This is a genomic window from Streptomyces sp. NPDC050988, from assembly GCF_044456225.1.
GTDB lineage: Bacteria > Actinomycetota > Actinomycetes > Streptomycetales > Streptomycetaceae > Streptomyces.
In genome coordinates, this window is record NZ_JBITFQ010000001.1 from 124761 (window position 1) to 147733 (window position 22973).

Consider the following 22973-nt stretch of genomic DNA (forward strand, 5'->3'; position numbering starts at 1 on the left):
GCAAGCCTTGAAGTGAGAGCCGTGGCCCTGACGCCCCCCGTTGGCGCCAGGGCCATCCCGGTCCGGCGGGTCAGGGCAGTGCGGCCGGCTCGATGTTCTGGTTGAGCCGGAACAGGTTGCCCGGGTCGTACTCGGCCTTGATCCGGGCCAGCCGGGCGTAGTTGTCGCGGTAGCTGGCCCGTACGCGCTCCTGGCCCTCGTCCATCATCATGTTCACGTAGGCGCCGCCCGCCGAGTACGGGTGGAGGGCCTCGAAGTAGTCGACGGTCCACCGCTTGATGTCGTCGGCGTTGGCCGGGTCGGGGTCCACGCCCGCGTAGACGGAGGCCCAGCGTGCGTCGCGGTAGCTCCAGGCGGTGTCCGTCGGGGCGTGGTCGTGGACGGCGCCGTCGATCGGGTACAGGTGCATGGTCGACTTCATGGTGGGCAGTTCGGCGCCGAACTTGGCGTGCAGGTCGATCGCCTCGGCGGGGATCTCGTTGACGAAGTCGGCGCGCCAGTACCACTGGTCGCCGGGCGGGTAGAGGCCGTCGAAGGCACCCTGGATCATGGGGTGCGGCATCGGCGCGGGGCCGTGCAGCATGGGCTCCGGCAGGGCGTCGAGCAGGGGCGCCATGGCGCGGGCCGCCGCGTCCGTGTCCTCTCCGGCGTAGCACCACACGACACCGCAGGCCTTGCGTCCGTGGAGTTCCTCGGGGAACGGCGGGGCGGGCGGGACGGCGCCGATCAGGAAGAAGCCGTTGAGTTCGCGGGGTGCGTGCGGGATGAAGTCGCGGTAGGCGGCGAGTACTTCGGCGCACTGTTCGACGGGCCAGAACGTGGGACCCGCGACGACCGTGCTCACCTCGTGCAGCCGGAACAGGAACGAGGTGACGACGCCGAAGTTGCCGCCTCCGCCGCGGATCGCCCAGAACAGGTCGGGGTTCTCGTCGGCGCTCGCGCGCACGCGGCGGCCATCGGCCAGGACGAGCTCGGCCTCCAGAAGGTTGTCGATGGCCAGCCCGCACCTGCGGGTGAGATGGCCGAGGCCGCCGCCCAGGGTGAGGCCCCCGACGCCGGTCGTGGAGATGATGCCGCTCGGGGTGGCCAGACCGTGCGCGTTGGTGGCCCGGTCCACTTCGCCCCAGACGCAGCCGCCGCCGACACGGACCGTCCTGGCCTCCGGGTCGACCTCGATGTCCTTGAGCGGGGACAGGTCGACGACCACGCCGCCGTCGCAGGTTCCCAGTCCCGCGCCGTGGTGCCCGCCACCGCGTACGGCGAGCGGCAGGTCGTGGGCGCGGGCGAAACCGACGGCGTGCGTGACGTCCTCGGCGCTCGTACAGCGCGCCACCAGGGCGGGCCGACTCTCGATCATCGCGTTGTAGACGGGACTGGCCTCGGCGTAGCCGGAGTCGTCCGGCCCGATCAACTGCCCCTTGAACTGGGTGAGTTCCTGCCGGGCCGTCTGTGCTGGTGTGACGGACATGTGTTCCCCCGATCCGGGACCCGGCTTCCGGGCCCCTTTCATGGGCCTGTTTCTAGTCCCGTCGCCCGTGCGCAGATATCCGTGCCGGTCACTCAGCTCGGCGTGGGCGGCTACCTAGATGTATCCACCCGCGCGTTGACCGGCATCGGCCGCGTCGTGTACACCTCGGGCCGTACGTACCTGGAGGGCGACGCGAAGGCCGCCGACCGAGTCGTGGACGAGAAGGTGAGCACGTACGTGCCAGTGCCCATGCCCGAAGGCGGACGACGTACGGCCACGACACGGCGGATCGGCCGGATCGGCCCCTACACGGTCATCACCCGGCTCGACTCCGACGTCCCCGCCCGGACACCCGTCCCGGAGCAGCGCTTCATCGCCCGCAGCGCGGACGGCGATCGCACCGTGCTCCTGAGCACACCCCTGCCGGAGGCCGACCCGCAGCGGTTCATGGACGAGGCCGGCGCGTCGCGCTATCTCCTCGGGCCCTGGGTCCTCCCGGCCGCCGAACTCGCCGCCCCGGGCGGTGAGGCGTGGCACGCCCGGCCCTATGTGCCCGCGCTGCCTCTTCCCGTCGTCCTCGCCGTGAACGGCGGCCCCCTGCCCGAGCGAACGGTGCGGGCTCTCGCCGTGGCACTGGCCGAGACGCTCGCCGTGATGCACGGGCAGCAGCTGACGCACGCGGGGCCCGGTCCGGCGGCTGTGCTGCTCGCCGCCGACGGCCCTCGGCTCGGCTGTTTCGGGGCGGCCCGGGCCGCCGCGCCGGACGGTGCCCCGCGTCATGGAGTGCCGGGGCTCGACGCCGGAAGCCTCGCGCCGGAACAGGCCGCCGGTGGCCAACCCCATCCGCTCGGCGACGTATACGCGCTGGGTGCGACGCTGGCGTACGCCGCGACGGGCCACACGATGCCGGAAGGGGAGGAACTGCCGGGCCTGCTGCGCTCGTTGGTACCGCGGTGTTTGGCTCGAGATCCGGCCCGTCGTCCGCAACTCTCTGACATCATCGAGGAGCTGGCGCCCGATTCTCGAACGGCCGTTCCCGATGGGTTCGGTGGGTTCGGGGTCGGCTCACGGGCCGATTCGTTGCTCGGCGCCGGCTGGCTGCCCGCCCGGATCGTCGCCGCCGTCGCTCATCAGTCGGCCTCCGTGCTGGCCGCCGAGGTGCAGTTGCCCGAGTAGGCGCGGTCGGGGACGTCGTATCCGGCTGCGGTTCCCCACCACAGCCCCTGACGACAAGAGCCCGATGCCGACTCCTCTCACCCACGACGACCCCGTCGCCATCGGCCCGTACCGGCTCATCGCCCGGCTCGGGAGCGGTGGCATGGGCGCTGTGTACGTGGCGCGTGCCGCCGGTGGTCGTACGGTCGCCCTCAAGACCATGCGTGCCGGGACAGCGACCGATCCGGGCGCCCGTACGCGGTTCCGGCTCGAGGTGGACGCGGCGCGGGTCATCGGGGACCGGTTCGGGGCCCGGGTCATGGACGCGGACCCGCTGGGTGAAACGCCTTGGCTGGCAACCGAGTTCGTGCTCGGGCCCGCTCTCGACGAAGTCGTCGGAAGCGGCGGACCGCTGTCCGAAGAGCCGGTGCGGGCGCTGGGCGCGGCCCTGTGTTCGGCCCTTGACCAGCTCCACCGGTCGGACGTCGTGCACCGCGACCTGAAGCCGTCCAACATCCTCGTCACCGCCTACGGACCGAAGGTCATCGACTTCGGGATCGCGCGGGCCATCGGCGACGACCGGCTGACCCGTACCGGTGCGTCGGTCGGCACACCGGCGTTCATGTCCCCGGAGCAGGCGACCGGGCGGGAGCACGGGGCGGCCGGTGACGTCTTCGCGCTGGCCGGCGTGCTCGTGTACGCGGCCACCGGACGCCCCCCGTTCGGGAACGGACGGGCGGCGGATCTGCTGTACCGGGTGCGGTACGCGGAGGCGGACCTTCGCGACGTACCGGCCCCGCTCATACCCCTGTTCACCCGGTGCCTGGCCAAGGAACCGGAGAAGAGACCCGGCTTGGCGGAGCTGGCGGCCCAACTGCACGACGGGACGGGCGAGTTCGCCGAGCACCTGCCCGACTCCCTGCTCGCGGAGATCGGGCGTCGGGCCGCCGACGTGTGGCAGCTCGTGCCGCGGCGACTGCCCGCGCCACCGACGGAGGAGGACTCCACCGCGGTCACCTCGCTGTCCGGGCCGGGCTCCTCGCGCCGCGGGCTCCTGGCCGCGGGCGGGGCACTCGCGGTGGCCGCGGCCGTGGGCGGCGGCGTGTGGTGGCACCGGGGGCGTGACACCGCTCCGGCCGAGAAGGCCGCCCGGCCGACGCGCAACCTCGATCCGCGGTGGCAGTACGACGGCAGCGACCTCGACGCGCCGGGCTGGGGCCTGGTCGTTCCCGTCCAGGCCGACGGATCGTTCTGGCTTGCGCTGAACACGACCGCCGAACGTCTCGATCCGTCCACCGGGCGGGTGCGGCGAGAGCGTGCCGTGACGGTCGACTGGTGGCAGACGGCCGTGCAGGACGGCCGGTTGTACCTGCTCGGTGACGACGCCTCCCGGCCGGGCGAGTCGATGTCGATCGGCACCTGGAACGAGAGCCGGGACCGGGTGGAGCCGACCTCGGCCGGCCTCGCGGACGCCACGTCCACCATCGTGCCGAACCAGCTCCTCTCCGTCTCCGACAGCGTCGCCTACGTGGCGGCCGGCCAAGGGGAGGTCCCGGCGGACAAGGGCTTCCTGCCCTCGCAGACCTGGATGCTGCGCGCCGCCGACCTCAAGACCGGCAGGACGCTCTGGACGCGGCCGTTGCCGCAGCGGTCGGGCGGGAGCCGCAAGCTGAACTTCCTCTCGGCGAAGGTCGTCGGCGAGTACCTGGTGGCCATCCAGACGCTGTCGGAGACGCAGACGCACCTCGTCGTGCGGGACACCCGCCGCGGAGTGGTCCTGTGGGACATGCCCTACAACGTCAACGTCCCTGACGCGATCCGGAGCGAACTGGCCGCGGACGAGACGTATCTCTACCTCGGGGGTTCTCAGCTCCAGGCACTGCGACTGAGCGACGGGACACAGGCGTGGGCCACCGGACTCGGACAGATCTACGGCCCGCCGACGCTGAGGAAGGGGGTGCTTTACACCGTCGGGGCGGGTGTCGGGCTCACGGCGGTCGACGCGGAACGGGGCAAGGTCCTGTGGACCGAGAAGTCGGCGGAGACGGACGAGGCCTACACCATCTGGCGACCGGTGGTCGGCAGCCGCTACGCGTACTACAAGAACGGGCTGCAGCTCCGGGCCGTGAGTCTTGCGAACCACGGCACCGTACTCACGTACAGAACGACCGGCAAGCACTTTCACGAGTACCCGGAGGCGCGGATGATCCTCGCCGTGGACGAGGACCGGCTGTCCGCCTACCCGCTCAGGTGACCGCCGTGCCCCACCCGCTCGGGTGACCGCCCAGCCCCTTCCGAAGATCCCGGAGAAGGACAGCCACGATGAAGCCTCTCGGCACCGGCGACCCGGTCCGCCTCGGCCCCTATCGCCTGCTCGGCGTCATCGGCGAGGGCGGAATGGGCAAGGTCTACATCGGCCAGGACAGTGCCGGCGCGCTCGCCGCGGTCAAGGTGCTGCGTCCCGAACTCGCCCACGACGCCGAGCTCGCCCGGCGCTTCGTGCGCGAGGCGCAGGCCGCACAGGCCGTACGCGGCAAGGGAGTTGCGGCCGTACTGGAGTCGCGGACCGAGGGGGCGCGCCCGTGGATCGCCAGCGAGTTCCTCGCCGGACTCACCCTGGACGAGGCGGTCGAGGCGCACGGCCCGCTCACCGGGCCCGCGCTGCGCGCCCTGGCCGCCTCCCTGGCGGACACCCTCGCCGACATCCACGCGGCGGGCTTCATCCACCGTGATCTCAAGCCGCCGAACATCATGCTCACCTCCGCCGGGCCACGGGTCATCGACTTCGGTATCGCCCGTCCCGAACACGGGCTGACCCTCACCACCACCGGCCAGGTTCCCGTCACTCCGGGCTACGGCGCTCCCGAGCAGGTGCTAGGACAGCGCGTCACCCCGGCGGCGGACGTGTTCTCGCTGGGCGCGGTGCTCGCGTACGCGGTCACCGGGAAGCGTACGTTCGAGGGCTCCCATGTGGCCGTCGTGCAGTACGCGGTCGTCCACGGCGAGCCTCAACTGGACGACGTGGAGCCGGAGTTGAGGTCTCTGATCGAGCCCTGCCTGGCCAAGGACCCGGCGGCGCGTCCCGTACCCGCACAGATCGCGCGGGCGATGGACGTGCCCAGGCGTGCCGCCCGGGTCTGGAGTCGGGGGCGACTCGCCGACGACATCAAGGAGCGGGAGACCGATGCCCGTCGGCTGACGACCGAGGTCACCGCGCAACTGACGGACGAGGCAACGCCGTTGACGCGACGGCGCCTGATCACCGGACTCTCCGCCGCGGGTGTCGTCGTCGCGGGCGGCGGTACGACGGCCTGGCTGCTCGGCACGGGAGAGGGCGCGACCGGCCGCTCGACGAGCAGCCCCTTCGCCGTTCCGCCGGCGGTGCCCGTGCCCACGCAGAGACCGGTGGCCCAAGTCGACTCGGGCTCCGGCGACTTGGGCCGGCCGCCCACCATCTGGGCGCTGGAGAACGCGGCCGACGTCTACTCGCCGTATCTGCTGCCGGTGCGCGACGTCATCGTGTTCGGCGCCGCGAGCGGCGGCATCGCGGCCCACGGCGTCAAGGACGGCAAGCGGCGCTGGAGCGCGCCCCGCGTAGTGACGAAGAACGGCTATCTGTCGCTCTCGGACCGGCTGGTCGTGGGCGCGGACAGCCAGGGCGCGTTGCGTACGTACGTGCCGTCCACCGGGGAACCCAAGTGGACCTGCCCGGCGGCCGAGGCGGGGCTGCTCCTCGGCGCCGACACGGAGGCGGTGTACCTCGTCACGAAGGACGACCGGCTGCGCAGCGTCGGCCGCGCGGACGCGAAGGTCCGGTGGACGGTGACGGTACCGGCCGACTTCCGCAAGAAGCTCCTCGCCCCCGGCGTGGTCGGCCCGGGCAGACTGGTCATGGCGGCACTGGGCGGCAACTTCCTGGCGGTGGACACGAGCAACGGACGTACGGCGTGGAGCCGCCTCGACCAGGTCGAGACCCGGATCCGCCCGGCCGTTCGGGGTGACGTCGCGTACCTCAACGGCAAGACCCTGGACGCGGTGCGGCTCAGCGACGGGGAGAGGATCTGGAGCACGAGGCCCCAGGGAGGCACGTACCGGACCCGGTGGGGGCCTGTGACGGTCTCCGGCGACGCGCTCTACGCCGCCGAGGGCATCTATCCCACCCGCCTGGACGCGCGCGACGGCAGCCCGGTGTGGTCCGGCCACCCGTCCGCGACGGTCGTCTACGCGGGCCGTCTTCTGCCGCAGGGGCGCGCCCTCTGGTCGATCGACGACGGTCTCAAGGACACGGACCCGATGGAGATCGACACCGCGCGGGCGTCCAACGGGCGTCGGCAGTGGCGGTACGAATTGCCCCATACCGAATACCGCCTGCTGGCCGCCGACGGAAACCGTGTCTTCTTCCTTCACAACACCAGGGTCGTCGCCCTCGCCACGTTCTGAACACCCTCACCACGTGCCCTGGCCGGATGCCCGGGTGCGGCAGCCGATCCTTCCGTGTCCCTCACGGTTTTCGTGGTGCCGCACGGAGAGTGGACGCTACTTCAGGCCGATCGCGGCGCAGTCCGCCGCGTACTTCGGGGTGCAGATGTCCTTGACGGAGTAGACGCCGTCCGCGATCACGGTCTCCTTGATGTTGTCCTTCGTGAGGGCGACCGCCGGCACCAGCATCGAAGGGATCTTCTTCTCGGTGGGGCTGTCGACCGCGTCCCGGGTCAGCGCCTCGAACTGGATGTGGTGGCCCTGGACCATGTACACCGCCATCTCCGCGGCGCGGGTGGCCTCCTCCAGGAACGGCTTGTACACGGTCATGTACTGCTCGCCCGAGACGATCCGCTGCACCGCGTCCAGGTTCGCGTCCTGGCCGGTCACCGGGGGGATCCTGGTGGCGCCCGCCTCCTTCAGCGCCTCGATGACGGCGCCCGCCAAGCCGTCGTTGGCCGCGTAGACGGCGGCGATGTTGTCGACGCCGACGGCCTGGATCGCCTTCTTCATGTTGGCCTTGGCGACCGCAGGCGACCATTTGTCGGTGTCGTACTTCTTGACTATCCGGACCTTGTTCCCGAATTCGTTGAGGGCGCCCTGCTTGTACTTCGTGTAGTTGGTGTCCGCGGGGTCCCCGTTCATCATGACGATCTTGCTGGAGGCCGCGTTGCTGCCCAGCGCGTCGCTGATGGCGCGGGCCTGGACCTCGCCGACGAGTTCGTTGTCGTGCGAGACGTACGCGTCGATCGGGCCCTGCGCGAGCCGGTCGTAGGCGATGACGGGGATGCCGGCGTCCTTCGCCTTCCGGACGTCCGGGGCGATGGCCTTGGCGTCCAGCGCGTCCACCAGGATGACGTCGACCTTCTGGTCCACCATCTGCTGGAACTGCCGGCTCTGTTTGTCCTGGCTCGCCTCGGCGTTGGCGTAGACGACGTTCCCCTTGCCCTGTGTGAGGGTGGCGACCTCCTTCTTGATGACGGGGTAGTCGAAGTTCTCGAAGCGTGCGGTGTCCTTGTCGGGCAGGAGCAGCCCCACGGTGATGTCGTCGCCCTTCTCCGGGGACGCGGAGCTGTCGCTTCCGCCGATGCCGTCGATGGCACCGCACGCGGTGAGTGCGAGAGCCGACGCGGACGCGGTCACGGCTGCCGCCAGCCGGCACACGGGGGTCGTTCTGCGAAGGGTAGGAGCGCTCACGTCAGGCGCCTTCCGAGTGTGAGAGGAGCAGGGTGGCTTTCGGTGGTCTGTGACGTCCGGTGAGAAGTGGCCGCCAGGCAGGGCGGTGTGACCCGTGCGGCCGCGAGGCGGGAGGGCTCCGACGCGGCCTCCGTCACCGGCGTACTTCCTCGATACGGACGGGCCGGTGCTCGCGGAGGGAGGCGGTGGCGGCTTCGGCGACCCAGCTGGATTCGACCGCGTCCGTGAGGGTGCAGGGGGAAGGGCGATCGCCACGCACGACCTCGGTGAAGGCGGCGAGTTCGGCGCGGAAGGCGTCGGCGAAACGGTCCATGAAGAAGGTGTGCGGGACACCGGCCGGGAAGGTCGTGCCGGGCTCGACGGAGCGGAGCGGCAGTTTGTCCTCCAGTCCGGCGGCGACACTGTCCCGGGAGCCGTGGAGTTCCAGCCGGACGTCGTAACCACGGGCGTTGTAGCGGGTGTTGGAGACGACGGCGAGGGTGCCGTCGTCCATGGTGAGGACGGTGGCCGCCGTGTCGACGTCGCCGAGGTCGCGGATCCACTCCTCGCCCCGGTTGCCGCCGGTGGCGTAGACCTCGACGACCTCGCGGCCGGTCACCCAGCGCACGGCGTCGAAGTCATGGACGCCGCAGTCACGGAAGATGCCGCCGGAGACGGCCGCGTAGTCGCGGGGCGGCGGGGCAGGGTCGAGGGTGGTGGAGCGGACGGTGTGCAGCCAGCCGAGGGCGCCGCTGTGCAGGGCCTCGCGGGCGTCGACGAACCCGGCGTCGAAACGGCGCGGGTAACCGATCTGGACGGGGACGCCCAGGTCGGTGAGCTGCCGGGCCGTATGGGCGGCCTCGGCGGTGTCCGCGGCGACCGGCTTCTCGCAGAAGACCGGCAGTCCCGCCTCGACCGCGGCCTCCAGCAGGGCGGGGTGGGCGTCGGTGGCGGCGGCGATGACGACGCCGTCCAGTCCTGCGCCCAGCAGTTGGGCGACGGAGTCGACGGGGCGGGCGTCGAGTTTCCCGGCGATGTCCGCGGCGCGGCCGGGAACGGCGTCCGTGACCACGAGGGTGTCCACCGACGGCAGACCGCTGAGTGTCTGGGCGTGGAACGCGCCGATCCGGCCCAGCCCGATGAGTCCGATTCGCATGGCGCATACGTCCTTTCAGTCGAGGGCCCGGTTCAGTCGAGGGCGCCGATGACGTTCTGGTCCCAGTCGATGACGGAGCCGGTGACCACTCCGCTGCGTTCCGAGAGCAGGAAGACGACGAAGTCGGCGATTTCGTCCGCCTGGCCCAGTCGGCCCATCGGCAGGCTCTTCCCGGCCTGTAGCTGCCAGTCGTCGTCGGCGCCGTGGAAGGCGCGTTGAGTGGCGTCCTCGCCCTCGGTGTCCGTCCATCCGATGTTCAGTCCGTTGATACGGATGCGGTCGAAGCGGTGGGCGTGCGCGGCGTTGCGGGTGAGCCCGGCCAGGCCCGCCTTGGCGGCACTGTACGGCGTCAGGAAGGGCTGCCCACAGTGCGCGGATGTGGAGATAATGTTGACGATCGTCCCGGGGGCCTGGCGGGAGAGCATGTCGGCGACGGTGCCCTGCATCAGGAAGAACGGTCCGCGCAGATTGACGGCGATGTGCGCGTCGAACAGCTCCGGCGTGGTGTCGAGGAGGGAACCGCGTGAGGTCAGGCCCGCGGAGTTGACCAGACAGTCCACCCGGCCGAACCGGCTGACCGTGGCGGCCACCGAAGACTTGGCCTGCACCACATCGACGACATCGGTCCTGACGAAGGCGGCTTGGGCTCCCATGGCCTCGAGTTCCGCGACCAGCGCCTCGCCGGGCTCGGAACGGCGACCGGTGATGACCACCGAAGCGCCCTCGCGGGCAGCTGCCCGGGCGACCGCGGCACCGACTCCCTGGCTGCCCCCGCTGACCAGCACGACCTTGTTGTCCAGCAGTGTCATCTCGATCTCTCCTTGGAACGGCCTGTGAGCATCCACTCGGGGTTGGCAAGCGCGGCCGGACGACGTCCGGCCAGCACATCGGCGACGCCTCGGGCCGCGTCGGCGTACGTCGCGGCCTCGGCGCGGATGCTCATGCCCATCACGTGCGGGGTGAGCAGTACGTCGGGGTGGTCGAAGAGCGGGTGGTGGACGGGCGGTTCGGGGTCGTAGACGTCCAGGCCGACACCGGACAGCCGGCCCGCCACGAGCGCGTCCCGTACGGCGTCGAGATCCACCAGCCCGCCGCGACCGCAGTTCACCAGCACCGCCCCCGGCTTGACCGCCGTCAGGAACCGGCGGTCCACCAGGTGCCGGGTGGCGTCCGAGAGCGGCAGATGCAGGGTGATGACGTCGCTGTGCGCGACCAGTTCGCTCAGATCGGGGCAGTTGACCGTGGCCGGCGGTGTGGCGAGCGGGTCGTGGGCGAGCACCCGCATCCCGAAGGCCTCCGCGAGCGCGCCGACCCGGCGTCCGATGCGGCCGTAGCCGATGATGCCGATGACCGCGTCGCGCAGATCACCGACGGGGACCTCGGCGCGCCGGGCCCACCGCCCGTCCCGTACCAGTCGGTTCAGCGGTCCGAAGCGTTTGACCAGGTACAGCGCCATGCCCAGGACGCCCTCGGCGACCGCTTGGGAGCCGCTGTCCGGGGTGATGACCACCGCGATGCCGCGCGCGCTCGCCTCTGCCACGTCGACCAGGTCCACGCCCACCCCTGTGCGGGCCAGCACCCGGCAGTTGGGCATCCGGTCCAGTGCGTCGCGGTCGACCACCGCGTCGGCACGGACGATCGCGCCGACGGCCCGGGCCAGGTCGTCCGGCCCCGGGTTCGCGACGAAGGCGGCCCTTCCCCGCAGTGGTTCCTCCACCAGCGCGGGGTCGACCCTGCCGAGGGCGACGACGACGGGATCAGGCATGGCTCGCCTCGGCGTGCGGCTTGCGTCCGTAGGCGGCGTCCGGGACTGTGCTGACGGAGTGCCAGCGTCCGTCCTCGGCCGAGGCGGCGACGGCGGCGAGCACCTCGGCGTCCTGATGGGCGTCGTAGATGGTCGCGTTGCGCCGTTCGCCACGGGTCAGCGCGGTGAGGAACTTCTTGGCCTCGATCACCTTGAGGTCGTCGAATCCCATGCTGTTGGCCGGTCCCGGCTGGAACCGCGCGTAGTCGCCCATGGAGGCGTTGGCGAGGACCGTGGTGTAGCCGACGTTGGGTCCGCCGCGCCCGAGGCAGAGCCGCATCTCGTTGAGCTGCTCGAAGTTCCAGGACGCGGAGCCGTCCGTGCCGTAGACCTCGATGGCGAGTCCGCACTGCGGGCCGACGATGACGCGGGAGGCCTCCAGGGTGCCGACCGTGCCGGTGGTGTGCGGGCCGTCCGCGAAGCGGACCAGCGCGGCGACGTGGTCGTCGTTCTCGACCGGCGCCATCTCGCCGTCCTCGATGACGGCGAAGTGCGTGCCGGAGCCCATGGGCAGGACGGGCCGCTCGGTGTACACGGTGGAGAGCAGCGAGCTGGCCTCGGCGATCGGTCCCACGACGTACTGGACGAGGTCGACGACATGGCTGAGCAGGTCGCCGAGTGCGCCGCTGCCGGCGAACTCGCGGCGGAAGCGCCAGGAGAGCGCGCCCTTGGGCTCGGCCGCGTAACCGCAGTAGAAGACGGACCGGACGTTGGTGATCCGGCCGAGCGTGCCGTCCGCGACCAGCTCGCGGATGCGCTCCACGGCCGGTGCGCCGCGGTAGTTGTAGCCGACGGAGGTCTCGACGTCGGCCGCCCGCGCGGCGGCGGCGACCGCCGCGGTCTCGGTGACGCTCCGCCCGACCGGCTTCTCGATCCAGAACGGCTTGCCCGCCTCGGCTGCGGCGACCGCGATCTCGCGGTGCACATGGTTGGGCCCGCAGATGGAGACCACGTCGACCTCGGGGTCGGCGAGGACCGCGCGGTAGTCGGCGGAGGATCTGGCGTAGCCGAGCACGTCACGGGCGTAGTCCGCGCGATCGGGTGCGGTGTCGGCGGCGTGCACGAGCCTCGGCCGCAGGCCTAGTTCCGGGTAGACGACGGGGATGGACTGGTATGCGCGGGTGTGCAGTCGCCCCATCCAGCCCACGCTGATGAGGCCTATGCCGAGCGTCGCCGCGTCCTCGGAGCCGTCGGAGTTGTCGCTGTTGTTCATGGTTGTGCTCCAGGGGTGTGCAGGGTCAGGACGCGGTGCGTGCCTGGTTGAGGTGGGCCGTGAGGGCTGCGGCGAGCAAGGTGGAGTCGGAGCCGATGGCGACGAAGGTCCAGCCCTCGGCGATCCGCGCGGCCGCCCCGGCCCCGTCGTTCACCAACAGGCCGGACGCCTTGCCGTGTGCCGAGGCGGCGGCACGGACCTTGTCCAACGCGGCTGTATAGACAGGCGCGTTGAACTGTCCGGGGACACCGAGGTCGTGACTGAGGTCGCGGGGGCCGACGAAGAGGACGTCGGCGCCGTCCAGTGCGGCGATCTTGTCGACGTCGTCGAGCGCGGCGGCCGACTCGATCTGCACCACCCCGAGCGGCAGGTCCTCCTCGCGCTCCAGCGCCCCGGGGTCGAGACCGAAGCGGCAGGCCCGGTTGTAGGTGGCCACGCCCCGGTCGCCGTCCGGCGGATAGCGCAAGTGCCGTAGCGCTGCGGCGACTTCGTCCGCGCTGTCCAGCCGCGGCAGCATCACACCGGCCGCGCCCAGATCGAGCACCCGCCCGATGCGGATGCGCGCCGCGGACTCGACACGGACGACGGTCGGCACCCCGTACGCGGCAGCGGCCGGGACGAGAGCCCGCACCTGCTCCTCGCCGCCCGCGCCGTGCTCCAGGTCGACCAGCAGCCAGTCGACGCCGGCGGCGGCGCAGACCTCGCCGACAACGGGAGCGGCGGCGCCGACGAACGTGCCCACGGTCGCGTCCCCGGCGGCCAGCTGTCGGCGCAGGCGGCCGTGGTTCAGGGGTGAGGCGGTCATCCGAACCACCTCTGTTCGGTGAGCCCGGCCTCGTACTCGGCGCGCAGCGCGGCCACGGTCGGCTGTTCGGCGACCTCGACGCCGAGGAAAGTGCCCACGGTCGTCTCCCCGGCGGCCGGCCGTCGGCGCAGGCGGCCGTAGTCCAGCGGCGAGGACATCAGCGGCGAGGAGTTCATCCGAACCACCTCTGCTCAGCGAGCCCCGCCTCGTACTCGGCACGCAGCGCCGCCACCGTCGGCTGTTCGGCGACCTCGGCCGGGGCGACGTCCCACCAGACGCCCGCGCCGGGAAGGTCGGCGTGCGGGATGACGGGGACGACGATGACCACCGGGCCCTGGTGATCGCGGGTGGAGGCGAGGGCCTCGGCGAACTCGTCGGCGGTGGTGGCCCGGACGGCGTGTGCGCCCAACCCGGCAGCCACGCTGACCAGGTTGATGTCCAGGTAGTCGCTCTCCAGACGGGCGGGTTTGCCGTCGGTGAGGTCCAGGGAGCCGTTGCGGTAGCGGAACTCGTTGCCGAACTCGGCGCCGGTGCGGCCCATTTGGAGGCGGTGGATGACCTGGTAGCCGTGGTTCTCGGCGATGACGATGGTGACGGCGGCGCGTTCCTGGGCGGCGGTGACCAGTTCGGTGGGTGCCATCAGGAAGGTGCCGTCGCCGATGAAGGCGGTGACGCGGGCCTCCGGACGGGGTTCGGCGAGCCGGACGCCGATCGAGGCGGGCAGCTCGTAGCCCATGCAGGAGAAGCCGAACTCCAGGTGGCAGTGGCGTCCCTCGGTGGCGTCCCAGACCTTCTGCAGGTCTCCGGGCGGTCCGCCGGCGGCTGCGACGATCGTGTCGCCCGGCCGGGCGTGCTCCTGGAGCACGCCGATGAGCTGGCCCTGGGTCAGCACCGCGTCCGTGTCGGTGACCACGTCGGAGTCGGCGGGCACAGCGCTCTTGTCGAACGGCATGCCCGGGTCGATGGCCCGGGCGCGGACCGGAACCCACCGGGCGTGCGCGGCTTCGACACGCTCCCGCCAGGCGGCGGGGGCGGCGATCCGCCGGGCCTCGACCTCGTCGGCGAGCGCGGCCAGCGCCCGCTTGGCGTCGGCGACGATGCCTACGGCGCCCAGCCGGCCCGCGTCCTGGATGTCCAGGTTGATGCTGGCGAAGCGTACGTCGGGGTGCTGGAAGAGCGAGTGGGAGGCGGTGGCGAAGTCGGTCAGCCGGGAGCCCACGGTGAGGACGAGGTCGGCTTCCCTCGCCAACTCGTTGACGGCGGGGGTGCCTTCCAGACCGATGCCGCCGAGCTGCCACCAAGCACGTTGCTGCACCGCGCCCTTGCCGCCGAAGGTCTCGGCGACCGGGACGCCCGCCAGTTCGGCCAGCCGCTCCAACTCGGGGGTGGCGCCTGAGTAGTTGACGCCCCCTCCTGCGATGATCAGCGGCCGCCGGGCCTCGGCCAGCAGCTGCGCGACCTGCGTCACCTCGTCCGGGTCGGCGGCCGGGCGGCGGATCCGCCAGACCGTGTCGCGGAAGAGCGCGGTGGGGAAGTCGTACGCGTGCGACTGCACGTCCTGGGGGAGGGAGAGGACCACGGCGCCGGTGTGGGCCGGGTCGGTGAGCACCCGCATCGCCGCAGGCAGGGCCGTCAGCAGCTGCTCGGGCCGGGTGATGCGGTCGAAGAAGCGGGCCACCGGCCGGAACGCGTCGTTGACGGAGGCATCGGCCTCGCTCGGGTGCTGCAACTGCTGGAGCACCGGGCCCTGATGGCGGGTCGCGTAGCTGTCGCCGGGGAGGAGCAGCACCGGCAGCCGGTTGACGGTGGCCAGGCCTGCGCCGGTGACCATGTTCAGCGCGCCGGGCCCGATCGAGGCGGTGACGGCGAGGGTGGCGTGGCGACGGGCGTGCTTGGCGTAGCCGGTGGCCAGATGGACGAGGGCCTGTTCGTTGCGGCCCTGCACGAACGGCATCCGGTCCGAGAACTGGTCGAGCGCCTGCCCGAGTCCCGCGACGTTGCCGTGGCCGAAGATGCCGCAGGTGGCCGGGATGAGTCGCCGTCGTTCACCGTCGGCGTCGCTGTACTGGTGGGAGAGGTAGGAGACGACGGCCTGGGCCACGGTCAGCCGTGTGGTGGGCTCGGGACGGGAGGCGCTCACGGGGAAAACTTCCTTCCTTGCGTACGACGCTGTACGAGGACACGAGCAGGGGGTGCTGACCCCGGTGTTCACCAGGGGCGGCCGTGCAGGACGACGGTCTTGGCCTCGGTCATCTCCTCGACCGCGGCGCGCGGGCCCTCCTTGCCGATGCCGCTGCCCTTGAGCCCGCCGTAGGGCATCAGGTCGGCGCGCCACAGGGGGGTCCAGTTGATGTGCACGGTGCCCGCGTCGATCTCCCGGACGGCCCGCACGGCACCGCTGACGTCGCTGGTGAAGATGCCCGCGCCCAGCCCGTACGCGGTGCCGTTGGCCTGGTCGATCGCCGACTGCCAGTCCTCGGCGGTGCTGACGGCGACGGCGGGGCCGAACAACTCGTCCTGGCTGAACGGCGATCCGGGTGCCACGTCCGCGACCACCGCGGGCGCGATGACCGCACCGTCCCGCTCACCGCCGGTCAGCAGCCGGGCGCCGCCCGAGACCGCGTCGGTGATGGACGCGTGGACGCGTTCCGCCTCCTGCTGGGTGATCAGCGTGCCGATACCGGTCTCCGCCGACGCGGGATCGCCGGTGCGGATGGCCTCCACCTTGGGTACCAGCGCGTCCAGGAAATCACCGTTGATCGCCGGGTGGGTGATGACGCGTTGTACGGAGATGCAGACCTGACCGGCGTTGACGTAGCCGCCGAGGGCGACCGCCGATGCGGCGGCCTCCAGATCGGCGTCCGGCAGGACCACGACCGGGCAGGAGGCACCCAGTTCCAGTGACAGTTTCTTCACGCCGGCCATGCGCGTGATGTGCTCGCCGGTCCTGGTCGAGCCGGTGAAGGAGATCTTGCGCACCCGGGGGTCCGAGACCAGTGCGTCACCTAGTACGCCGCCCGGTCCGGTCAGTACGGAGAGCACCCCCTCCGGCAGGCCCGCCTCGACGAAGCACGCGGCGAGCGCGAGGGCCGTCAACGGTGTCGTACGGGCGGGCTTGAGTACGACGGCGTTGCCGGCGGCGAGCGCGGGGGCGAGCTTGTGGAGGACCAGGAGCGCGGGGTAGTTGAACGGGGTGATGGCGACGACCACCCCGCAGGGCTGGCGGAGGGTGAACCCGATCTTGTCGTGGCCGGTGCCCCGGTTGGCGTCCAACGGCAGTGTGTCGCCGTAGAGATGAGCGCCCTCGAAGGCGGCCAGTCGGATGATGTCGCCGGAGCGGCCCGCCTCGCCGGTCGCCTCGGTGATCGTCTTTCCGGTCTCGGCGCTGATCAGTCGTGCCGTCTCCGCCGCTCTCCGGTCGGCCAGTACGGCCGCGCGGAACATGATCTGCATGCGCTCGTGGGCGGGGGTCGCGCGCCAGACGGCCGCGCCCGCCTCGGCCGCCGCCAGGGCTGCCTCCACGTCCTTCGATCCGGCCACGGGTACGGCCCCCACGGCCGCGCCGTCGAACGGCGAGGTCACGTCCTCGGCCTCGCCCGACAGGGCAGGCGTCCAGGTACCGCCGATCAGCATGTCCACCATGACAACTACCAATCCACAAGGGTTACTTATGAGGGATGAGGGCTCAGTCGGAAGTGCTGAAAGCGGCGTCGAACTGCCGGTCGGAGGCCTCCGCGGCCACCGAGCGGACGAAGCGCAGCGCCTCCGGCGCGGCGGTCTCCCGGTCCAGGCCGACGTCCTCCCACTCGACGGAGAGCGGGCCGTCGTAACCGAGGCGGTTGAGCGCGCGCATGATCTCCTCCCAGTCGATGCCACCGCGGCCGACGGTGCGGAAGTCCCAGCCGCGCCGGGGGTCGCCGAAGGGGAGGTGGGAGGCGATGATGCCGTTGCGGCCGTTGAGGCGGCGGGTGGCGTCCTTGCAGTGGACGTGGGTCACGCGGTCGCCGTGGCCCTCCAGGAAGGCGACCGGGTCGACCTGCTGCCAGTGCAGATGGCTGGGGTCGAAGTTGATGCCGAACGCCGGGTGCTTCATGGCGGCGAGGGTGCGTTCGGTGGTCCAGTAGTCGTAGGCGATCTCGGCGGGGTGGATCTCCAGGCCGAAGACGACGCCCTCGGTCTGGAAGACGTCCAGGATCGGGGTCCAGCGCTCCACGAAGTCGTCGAAGCCCGCGTCGATCGTCTCCGCGGAGACGGGCGGGAAGCCGGCCAGCATGTACCAGATGCTGGAGCCGGTGAAGCCGTTCACCCGGGTGACGCCCAGTGCGGCGGCGGCCCGCGCGGTGTCGGCCATCTCGGCGGCGGCCCGGGCCCGTACCCCCTCGGGCTCGCCGTCGCCCCACACATGGGGCGGCAGCACGTCGCGGTGCCGGTGGTCGAGGGGGACGTCGCAGACGGCCTGGCCGGTCAGGTGGTTGGAGATCGCCCAGACACCGAGGCCGTGGAGCTCCAGGAGGGCGCGCTGCCGCTTGACGTACCCGGGGTCGGTGACGGCTCGGCGGACATTGAAGTGGTCACCCCAGCAGGCGAGTTCGAGGCCGTCGTAACCCCACTCGCCCGCCTTCCGGGCGAGTTCCTCGATCGGCATGTCGGCCCATTGGCCGGTGAAGAGCGTGACCGGGCGTCGGCTCATGGTGGAGGCTCCGATTCAGGCGTTTCCGGTGCGCAGCCGCAGCTGCGCCGGACGATCAGGTCGAGGGGCACCCGTGTCTCGGTGGGGTGCTCGGTCTTCGCCGCGGCGCCGGACTTGCGGACCTCGAGCGCGGTCAGCAGCATCCGCGCGCTGATCTCGCCGAGTTCGCGGTCGTGCCGGCGCAGGGCGGTCATCGGCGGGTCGAGCAGGTCGCTGGAGACCGGGTCGTCGAAGGAGACCAGGGCGATCTCCGTGCCGACCTTGTGCTGATCGGCGCGGAGCTGACGGAGTGCGCCGAGGGCGAGGGTGTCGCCCGCCGCGATGATGGCGGTCGGCGGCTCGTCGACCCGCATCAGCTCGGCCACCGCCCGTTGCGCGCTGGCCTCGGTCCACTCGCGGTCGCCGTAGGCCAGGTACTCCGGAGGCACCGGCAGCCGCCGCCCTCCCATGACGTGGCGGAAGGCTTCCAGCCGTTCGGTGGCGGGTGCGTTCTCCAGGCGCAGGATCCGGTCGGTCGGGCCGGTCGGCACACCCAGAAAGGCGATCTTGGTGTGGCCGTGGACGACCGCCAGGTGTTCCACGAGGGTGGCCATGCCTCCGGCGTTGTCCGGGCTGACGTAGCCCAGTCCGATGTCCGGGATGACGTGGTCGATGAAGACGACCGGTCCCCGGTCCGGAACGTAGCCGCCGCTGGTGGCGACCAGCAGTCCGTCGACCTGGCGGTCCTGGAGGGTGCGCAGGGCGACGGTCTCGTGCTGGGCGTCACGCTCGGTGTTCATCACGACGACCTGGTAGCCGGCGGCTTCCAGGACGTTCTGGGCCGCCTTCAGCACCGTGGCGTAGAAGGCGATGCCGATGTCGGGGACGACGACGCCGACGAGCATGGACGACTGGGTACGCAGGGACCGCGCCGAGATGTTGCGCCTGAAGCCCAGCGCGGTCGCGGTCTCGACGACCTTCCGCCGGGTCTCCCCCGGGATACGGGGGTTGCCGTCCAGCGCCCGGCTGACCGTGGATACGGACACTCCGGCCATCGCGGCGACGTCGGTCAGGGTGGGACGACGTCGGCGGGACGGGTCGACCGGACCGGGAGTCTGGTCCTGGCTGGAAGGCATCGGGGCTCCTTACAAGGGCGGTCTCGGGCGGCGACCTGCGCTATTTGGTCGCTCGGGCGAAGACACTGCCACGGGTGAGGATCGAATCCACAGTCGCCGCCAGGACGAGGATGGATCCCTCGGCGACGTACTTGACCACCGTCTCCGCACCGATCAGGTCGAGGCCGTTGGATATGGAACCGATGACCAGGGCGCCGAGCAGGGCGTCCCAGACGCTGCCGCGCCCGCCGAACAGGCTCGTCCCGCCGATCACGGCGGCGGCGATGGACTCCAGCAGCACGGTGCCCGTGCCGGAGGAGGCCGACACCCCGAGCAGGCGTGAGGCGGCGAGGATGCCGCCGAGTGCGGCCAGCGCACCCGCCAGGCTGAAGGCGATCATCTTGGCGCGGGCCACCGGGATGCCCGCCCGACGGGCGGCGTCCGGGTTGCCGCCGACGGCGTAGAGGTGCAGGCCGAAGCGGGTCTGTGTGGTGATGTAGCTCAACACGGCGAGCAGTGCGAAGAGGATCACCACGGGGAGGGGCACACCGAGATAGCTGTTGAGCACCCCCACGGCGGTGATGCTGGCGACGCCGACCAGGACACCGGGGACGACGACGTCACGCACCAGGCTCACGTTGATGCCCCGGCGTTGGGACTCCCCCAGAGCCAGCAGGCGCAGCAGGACGAACGTGGTGATGCCTACGGCCATGAGTGTCCACCCCAGGGCGGGTGGCAGGTAGGTGCTGGACAGCGTGGCGATGCCGGTGCCGAAGAGGCTGACCTGTCCGGTGCCGCCGGGCAGCAGTACGAGGATTCCGCCGAGCAGCACCAGTTGGGCACCCAGGGTGACGACGAACGACGGCACCCCGAACTGGGTGACGATTGCTCCCAGGAGCAGGCCGACCGCCGCCCCGGCCGCGATTCCGGCCAACAGGCCGAGCCAGGCGGGCCAGTTGTGGTTGACCACGAGGATCGCGGTGAGTGCCGCCGCCGCTCCGCTGGTGGCGGCGACCGAGAGGTCGATCTCGGCGAGCAGCAGGACGAAGACGATGCCCAGTGCGATCGTCGCCGTGACAACGATCTGCACCAGCAGGTTGGTGATGTTGCGGTTGCCCAGGAACGCGCTGTCCTGGGTGGTGAAGAAGGCCCAGATCACGGCCAGCATGAAGACGACGGGCACGAATCGGTACCGTCCGGCGACGGCGTCGAGCACCATCCGGCGGCGGGACTGGCGGCCTTCGACACGCGCGACGGGCGGCGGGGAGGGCGTGGCGGCGACGGCCGCGGGCGATTGGTTCGATGTGGTCATGGGGCCGAGATTCCTGTGATGGCGGCGACGAGCTGGTCCGAGTTGGTGGTCCGTTCGGTGTTGTCGAACTCGGCGACCTTGTTGCCCAGACGCAGTACGACGATGCGGTCGGCGACTTCCAGAACGTCGCGCAGGGCGTGCGAGATCAGCACGATCGCGCAGCCGTGTTCGGCGCGCAGTTGGCGGATCAGGTTGAGCACGCCGGTGCTCTGCTCCACGCCGAGCGCGGCGGTCGGTTCGTCCATCAGGACGAGCCGCGGGTCGGAGAGGGTGGAGCGGCAGACGGCGATCGACTGCCGCTGGCCGCCCGAGAGACGGCCGACCGGAGTGCGCAGGGAGGGGATCTTCGCGCCCAGGCGGCGGATGGTCTCCTGCGCCCGGTGCTCCATGTCGGCGCGGCGCAGGCGCGCGCCGCGCAGGAACGGGCCGGTCTCCTCCCGGCCGAGGAAGAGGTTCTGGACGGTGTCGAGGTTGTCGCAGAGAGCGAGGTCCTGGTACACGGTCTCGATGCCGAGCGCCGTCGAATCGACCGGGCGGCGCAGTTCGACCTGCTCGCCGTCGAAGAGGATCTCGCCTCCGTCGGCGGGCTGCAGCCCGGAGATGATCTTCATCAGGGTCGACTTGCCTGCTCCGTTGTCCCCTACCACGGCCACGATCTCGCCGTGGCGGACACTGAGGTCGATCCCCTCCAGGGCGTGCACACCGCCGAAGAGTTTGACCACCTGGCGGAGTTCAAGGAGCGGGGCCGCCGTGGTCACGGCGGCCATTTCCTTGCTCATCCCATTTCCTTCTTGCAGGTCTCCGTGGCGGCGGCGGGGCCCGTGCAGATCTGCTTCCAGGTCCACACGCCGTCCTTGACGAGCGTTCCGACCGTGTCGGCGTGCAGGTCCTGTACGGGGAGGAACGCCGCCGGGACGCCGGGCTTCATGAAGCCGTTGTCCACATGGCCGTCGATGGAACTCTTGCTGATCTTGCCGTTCTTGAGCAGCTGCACCGTCAGCTCGGCGGCCTTGGATGCCTGCAGCTTGAACGGCTTGTAGACGGTGCTGTACTGGTAGCCGAGCAGGATGTACTGGACCGCTTGCAGGTCGGCGTCCTGACCGCCGATCACCGGCACCTTGCCCGTCAGGCCCTGTGCCTTGAGGGCGGCGATGACACCGCCGGCGGTGCCGTCGTTCATCACGACCACGGCGTCGATCTTGTTGCCGGTCTTGGTCAGGCACTGCTCCATCTCGGACTGTGCCTTGGCCGGGTCCCAGTTGGGTGTGTAGGTCTCGCAGGCGACCTTGACCTTCCCTGCCGACACCAGGGGCTTGATGGACTCGTCCTGGCCCTTCTTGTACTGGCCCGTGCCGTAGTCGCCCTGGTTGCCGTAGATGCGGGCGATGACTTTGGGCTTGGCGGCCGTGCCGTCGGCGAGCACCTTGGCGGCATCCTTGCCCTGGTTCTGGCCGACCGACAGCGAGTTGAAGACGACCTGCGCCGCCGCCGGGCCACCACGGGCGTCGTGGTCGTACAGCAGCACGGGGACCTTGGCGACGGACGCCTTCTGGAGCGCGCCACCGGCGATGAACGGGTCGGCGGCGACCAGCACGATCGCGGCCGCGCCGCCGGAGATGGCGGTCTCGACCTGCTGGACCTGCTTCTGCGGGTCGTTCTCGGCGTTCTGGATGACGACCTTGACGTCGGGCATGGCCTTCTTCATGGCGGCCTTGAAGTCGGGGCCGTCCTGAGTGGTGAAACGTACGGTCGTGGTGTTGGGCAACAGCATGTAGACGGTCTTGCCGTCACCACCGGCGGTGGTGCCACTGTCCCCGCCGGAGCCGCAGGCGGCGACCAGAAGGGTCGCCGCGGGCAGAGCGGCCAGGCGTATGGCGATTCTTCGTGAACAGGTCAAACGGCGCATGGATAGCACTCCTTCGTGAATCCGGCCCTCAGAGTGCGCAAACCTTTGCACCAGGATTTCTGCCCGGTCAACACTTTCAGCCAAAGAAGATGCAGCCTTTGAGACATCGTTTGCACAGCGGTTCGCCATGGCAGCGCGCGGCGCGGCGGAAGAAGTGCACGACAGCTGGCACTTACCGATGAGTAGCACCCTTGGGCGCCCCCGCTCCGGAGACCGCGGCCCGGATGTTTCAATTCGGACACTGCCGGGGAGATGCCCGGCCGCCGGGCCATGGATCCACAGCGTCGGTCCTTGGTGACGTGTCATGAGCGCGGCCGGTCGCCGGAAGGTGGATCACGGCTTCCGAGCGGACCGGGAGATCCCGCGATCGCGGGCGGGCCCCCGGTGGGACAGCCGGCCGGAGGGGTGAGCGGTTCGGTCAGGCATCCGGTTTCTGCTTGAGCGGCTCTTCGCTCTTGACCGTCACCCCCCCGCCCCCACCCCCACCCCCACAACAGTCGACGTGTCCCTGCGGCGGCGGCTCTTCACCCTGGTCGAGGCGGCGGCCCGGCAAGCCGGACGCGGCGAGGTGCTGGACGCCGGGGGCGAGGATCTCGCTCTCACGCGCCCGGAATGCAGGCACTCCACCTCTCCATGCCTCTGCGGTTGCCGAGTCTCCCGATGCCGACATGGACCCGCTCACCGGAGCGTGACAGTTCGTAGCGGCAGATGACCT

The 22973-nt window shown here is 70.9% G+C and carries 18 protein-coding genes and 1 pseudogene; 3 read left to right on the plus strand and 16 right to left on the minus strand.

Annotated elements, in window-relative coordinates; all coding sequences use genetic code 11:
- Positions 1-70: 70 nt before the first annotated feature.
- Positions 71-1468: an FAD-binding oxidoreductase gene (locus ACIBEI_RS00570; RefSeq protein WP_398883612.1), complete on the minus strand. Its 1398-nt coding sequence runs from the start codon at positions 1466-1468 to the stop codon at positions 71-73.
- 249 nt (positions 1469-1717) lie between these two features.
- On the opposite strand from ACIBEI_RS00570, the gene ACIBEI_RS00575 reads away from it, so the two are divergent.
- From ACIBEI_RS00575 to ACIBEI_RS00585, 3 genes are all read left to right on the plus strand, one after another.
- Entirely contained in the window at positions 1718-2644 is a 927-nt protein-coding gene (locus ACIBEI_RS00575; protein ID WP_398885025.1) for a serine/threonine protein kinase, read from the plus strand.
- A 64-nt stretch (positions 2645-2708) separates the two neighbouring features.
- Positions 2709-4877, plus strand: coding sequence for a protein kinase (locus tag ACIBEI_RS00580; RefSeq protein ID WP_398883614.1), 2169 nt, complete (start codon positions 2709-2711; stop codon positions 4875-4877).
- Between the two features lie 68 nt (positions 4878-4945).
- Positions 4946-7063 carry a protein kinase gene (locus ACIBEI_RS00585; RefSeq protein ID WP_398883616.1) on the plus strand — a complete coding sequence of 706 codons (2118 nt, stop codon included), beginning with the start codon at positions 4946-4948 and terminating at the stop codon, positions 7061-7063.
- A 96-nt stretch (positions 7064-7159) separates the two neighbouring features.
- On the opposite strand, the gene ACIBEI_RS00590 is transcribed toward ACIBEI_RS00585, so the two are convergent.
- The 15 genes and pseudogenes from ACIBEI_RS00590 to ACIBEI_RS00660 form a co-directional block, all read right to left on the minus strand.
- Positions 7160-8266, minus strand: a complete 1107-nt coding sequence (locus ACIBEI_RS00590; protein WP_398885027.1) for a sugar ABC transporter substrate-binding protein — start codon at positions 8264-8266, stop codon at positions 7160-7162.
- 166 nt (positions 8267-8432) lie between these two features.
- Positions 8433-9434 (minus strand): Gfo/Idh/MocA family oxidoreductase, encoded by a 1002-nt coding sequence (locus ACIBEI_RS00595; RefSeq protein WP_398883618.1) that lies wholly within the window; start codon positions 9432-9434, stop codon positions 8433-8435.
- A 32-nt stretch (positions 9435-9466) separates the two neighbouring features.
- Positions 9467-10243 (minus strand): SDR family oxidoreductase, encoded by a 777-nt coding sequence (locus ACIBEI_RS00600; RefSeq protein ID WP_398883620.1) that lies wholly within the window; start codon positions 10241-10243, stop codon positions 9467-9469.
- Positions 10240-11199 carry an NAD(P)-dependent oxidoreductase gene (locus ACIBEI_RS00605; protein ID WP_398883622.1) on the minus strand — a complete coding sequence of 320 codons (960 nt, stop codon included), beginning with the start codon at positions 11197-11199 and terminating at the stop codon, positions 10240-10242. The genes ACIBEI_RS00600 and ACIBEI_RS00605 overlap by 4 nt, the downstream gene beginning before the upstream one ends.
- On the minus strand, positions 11192-12451 hold the full coding sequence (locus tag ACIBEI_RS00610; RefSeq protein WP_398883624.1) for a Gfo/Idh/MocA family protein: 1260 nt from the start codon (positions 12449-12451) through the stop codon (positions 11192-11194). Before ACIBEI_RS00610 ends, ACIBEI_RS00605 begins: the two co-directional genes overlap by 8 nt.
- A 25-nt stretch (positions 12452-12476) precedes the next feature.
- Positions 12477-13256 carry an HpcH/HpaI aldolase/citrate lyase family protein gene (locus ACIBEI_RS00615; RefSeq protein WP_398883626.1) on the minus strand — a complete coding sequence of 260 codons (780 nt, stop codon included), beginning with the start codon at positions 13254-13256 and terminating at the stop codon, positions 12477-12479.
- Positions 13253-13432 (minus strand): hypothetical protein, encoded by a 180-nt coding sequence (locus tag ACIBEI_RS00620; protein ID WP_398883628.1) that lies wholly within the window; start codon positions 13430-13432, stop codon positions 13253-13255. Before ACIBEI_RS00620 ends, ACIBEI_RS00615 begins: the two co-directional genes overlap by 4 nt.
- Complete coding sequence (gene iolD / locus ACIBEI_RS00625) at positions 13429-15396, minus strand: 3D-(3,5/4)-trihydroxycyclohexane-1,2-dione acylhydrolase (decyclizing) (protein ID WP_398883630.1); 1968 nt, start codon at positions 15394-15396, stop codon at positions 13429-13431. The genes ACIBEI_RS00620 and iolD overlap by 4 nt, the downstream gene beginning before the upstream one ends.
- Before the next feature lie 68 nt (positions 15397-15464).
- Positions 15465-16898, minus strand: a complete 1434-nt coding sequence (locus ACIBEI_RS00630) for an aldehyde dehydrogenase family protein (RefSeq protein ID WP_398883632.1) — start codon at positions 16896-16898, stop codon at positions 15465-15467.
- A 43-nt stretch (positions 16899-16941) separates the two neighbouring features.
- Positions 16942-17946, minus strand: coding sequence for a sugar phosphate isomerase/epimerase family protein (locus ACIBEI_RS00635; protein WP_398883634.1), 1005 nt, complete (start codon positions 17944-17946; stop codon positions 16942-16944).
- Between the two features lie 50 nt (positions 17947-17996).
- A pseudogene (locus ACIBEI_RS00640) lies at positions 17997-19061 on the minus strand (LacI family DNA-binding transcriptional regulator); the annotation flags it as partial.
- Between the two features lie 40 nt (positions 19062-19101).
- Positions 19102-20352 carry a sugar ABC transporter permease gene (locus ACIBEI_RS00645; protein WP_398883636.1) on the minus strand — a complete coding sequence of 417 codons (1251 nt, stop codon included), beginning with the start codon at positions 20350-20352 and terminating at the stop codon, positions 19102-19104.
- Positions 20349-21131: an ATP-binding cassette domain-containing protein gene (locus tag ACIBEI_RS00650; protein ID WP_398883638.1), complete on the minus strand. Its 783-nt coding sequence runs from the start codon at positions 21129-21131 to the stop codon at positions 20349-20351. The genes ACIBEI_RS00645 and ACIBEI_RS00650 overlap by 4 nt, the downstream gene beginning before the upstream one ends.
- Positions 21128-22258 carry a sugar ABC transporter substrate-binding protein gene (locus tag ACIBEI_RS00655; RefSeq protein ID WP_398883640.1) on the minus strand — a complete coding sequence of 377 codons (1131 nt, stop codon included), beginning with the start codon at positions 22256-22258 and terminating at the stop codon, positions 21128-21130. Before ACIBEI_RS00655 ends, ACIBEI_RS00650 begins: the two co-directional genes overlap by 4 nt.
- A 418-nt stretch (positions 22259-22676) precedes the next feature.
- Entirely contained in the window at positions 22677-22880 is a 204-nt protein-coding gene (locus tag ACIBEI_RS00660) for a hypothetical protein (protein ID WP_398883642.1), read from the minus strand.
- Positions 22881-22973: the final 93 nt, after the last annotated feature.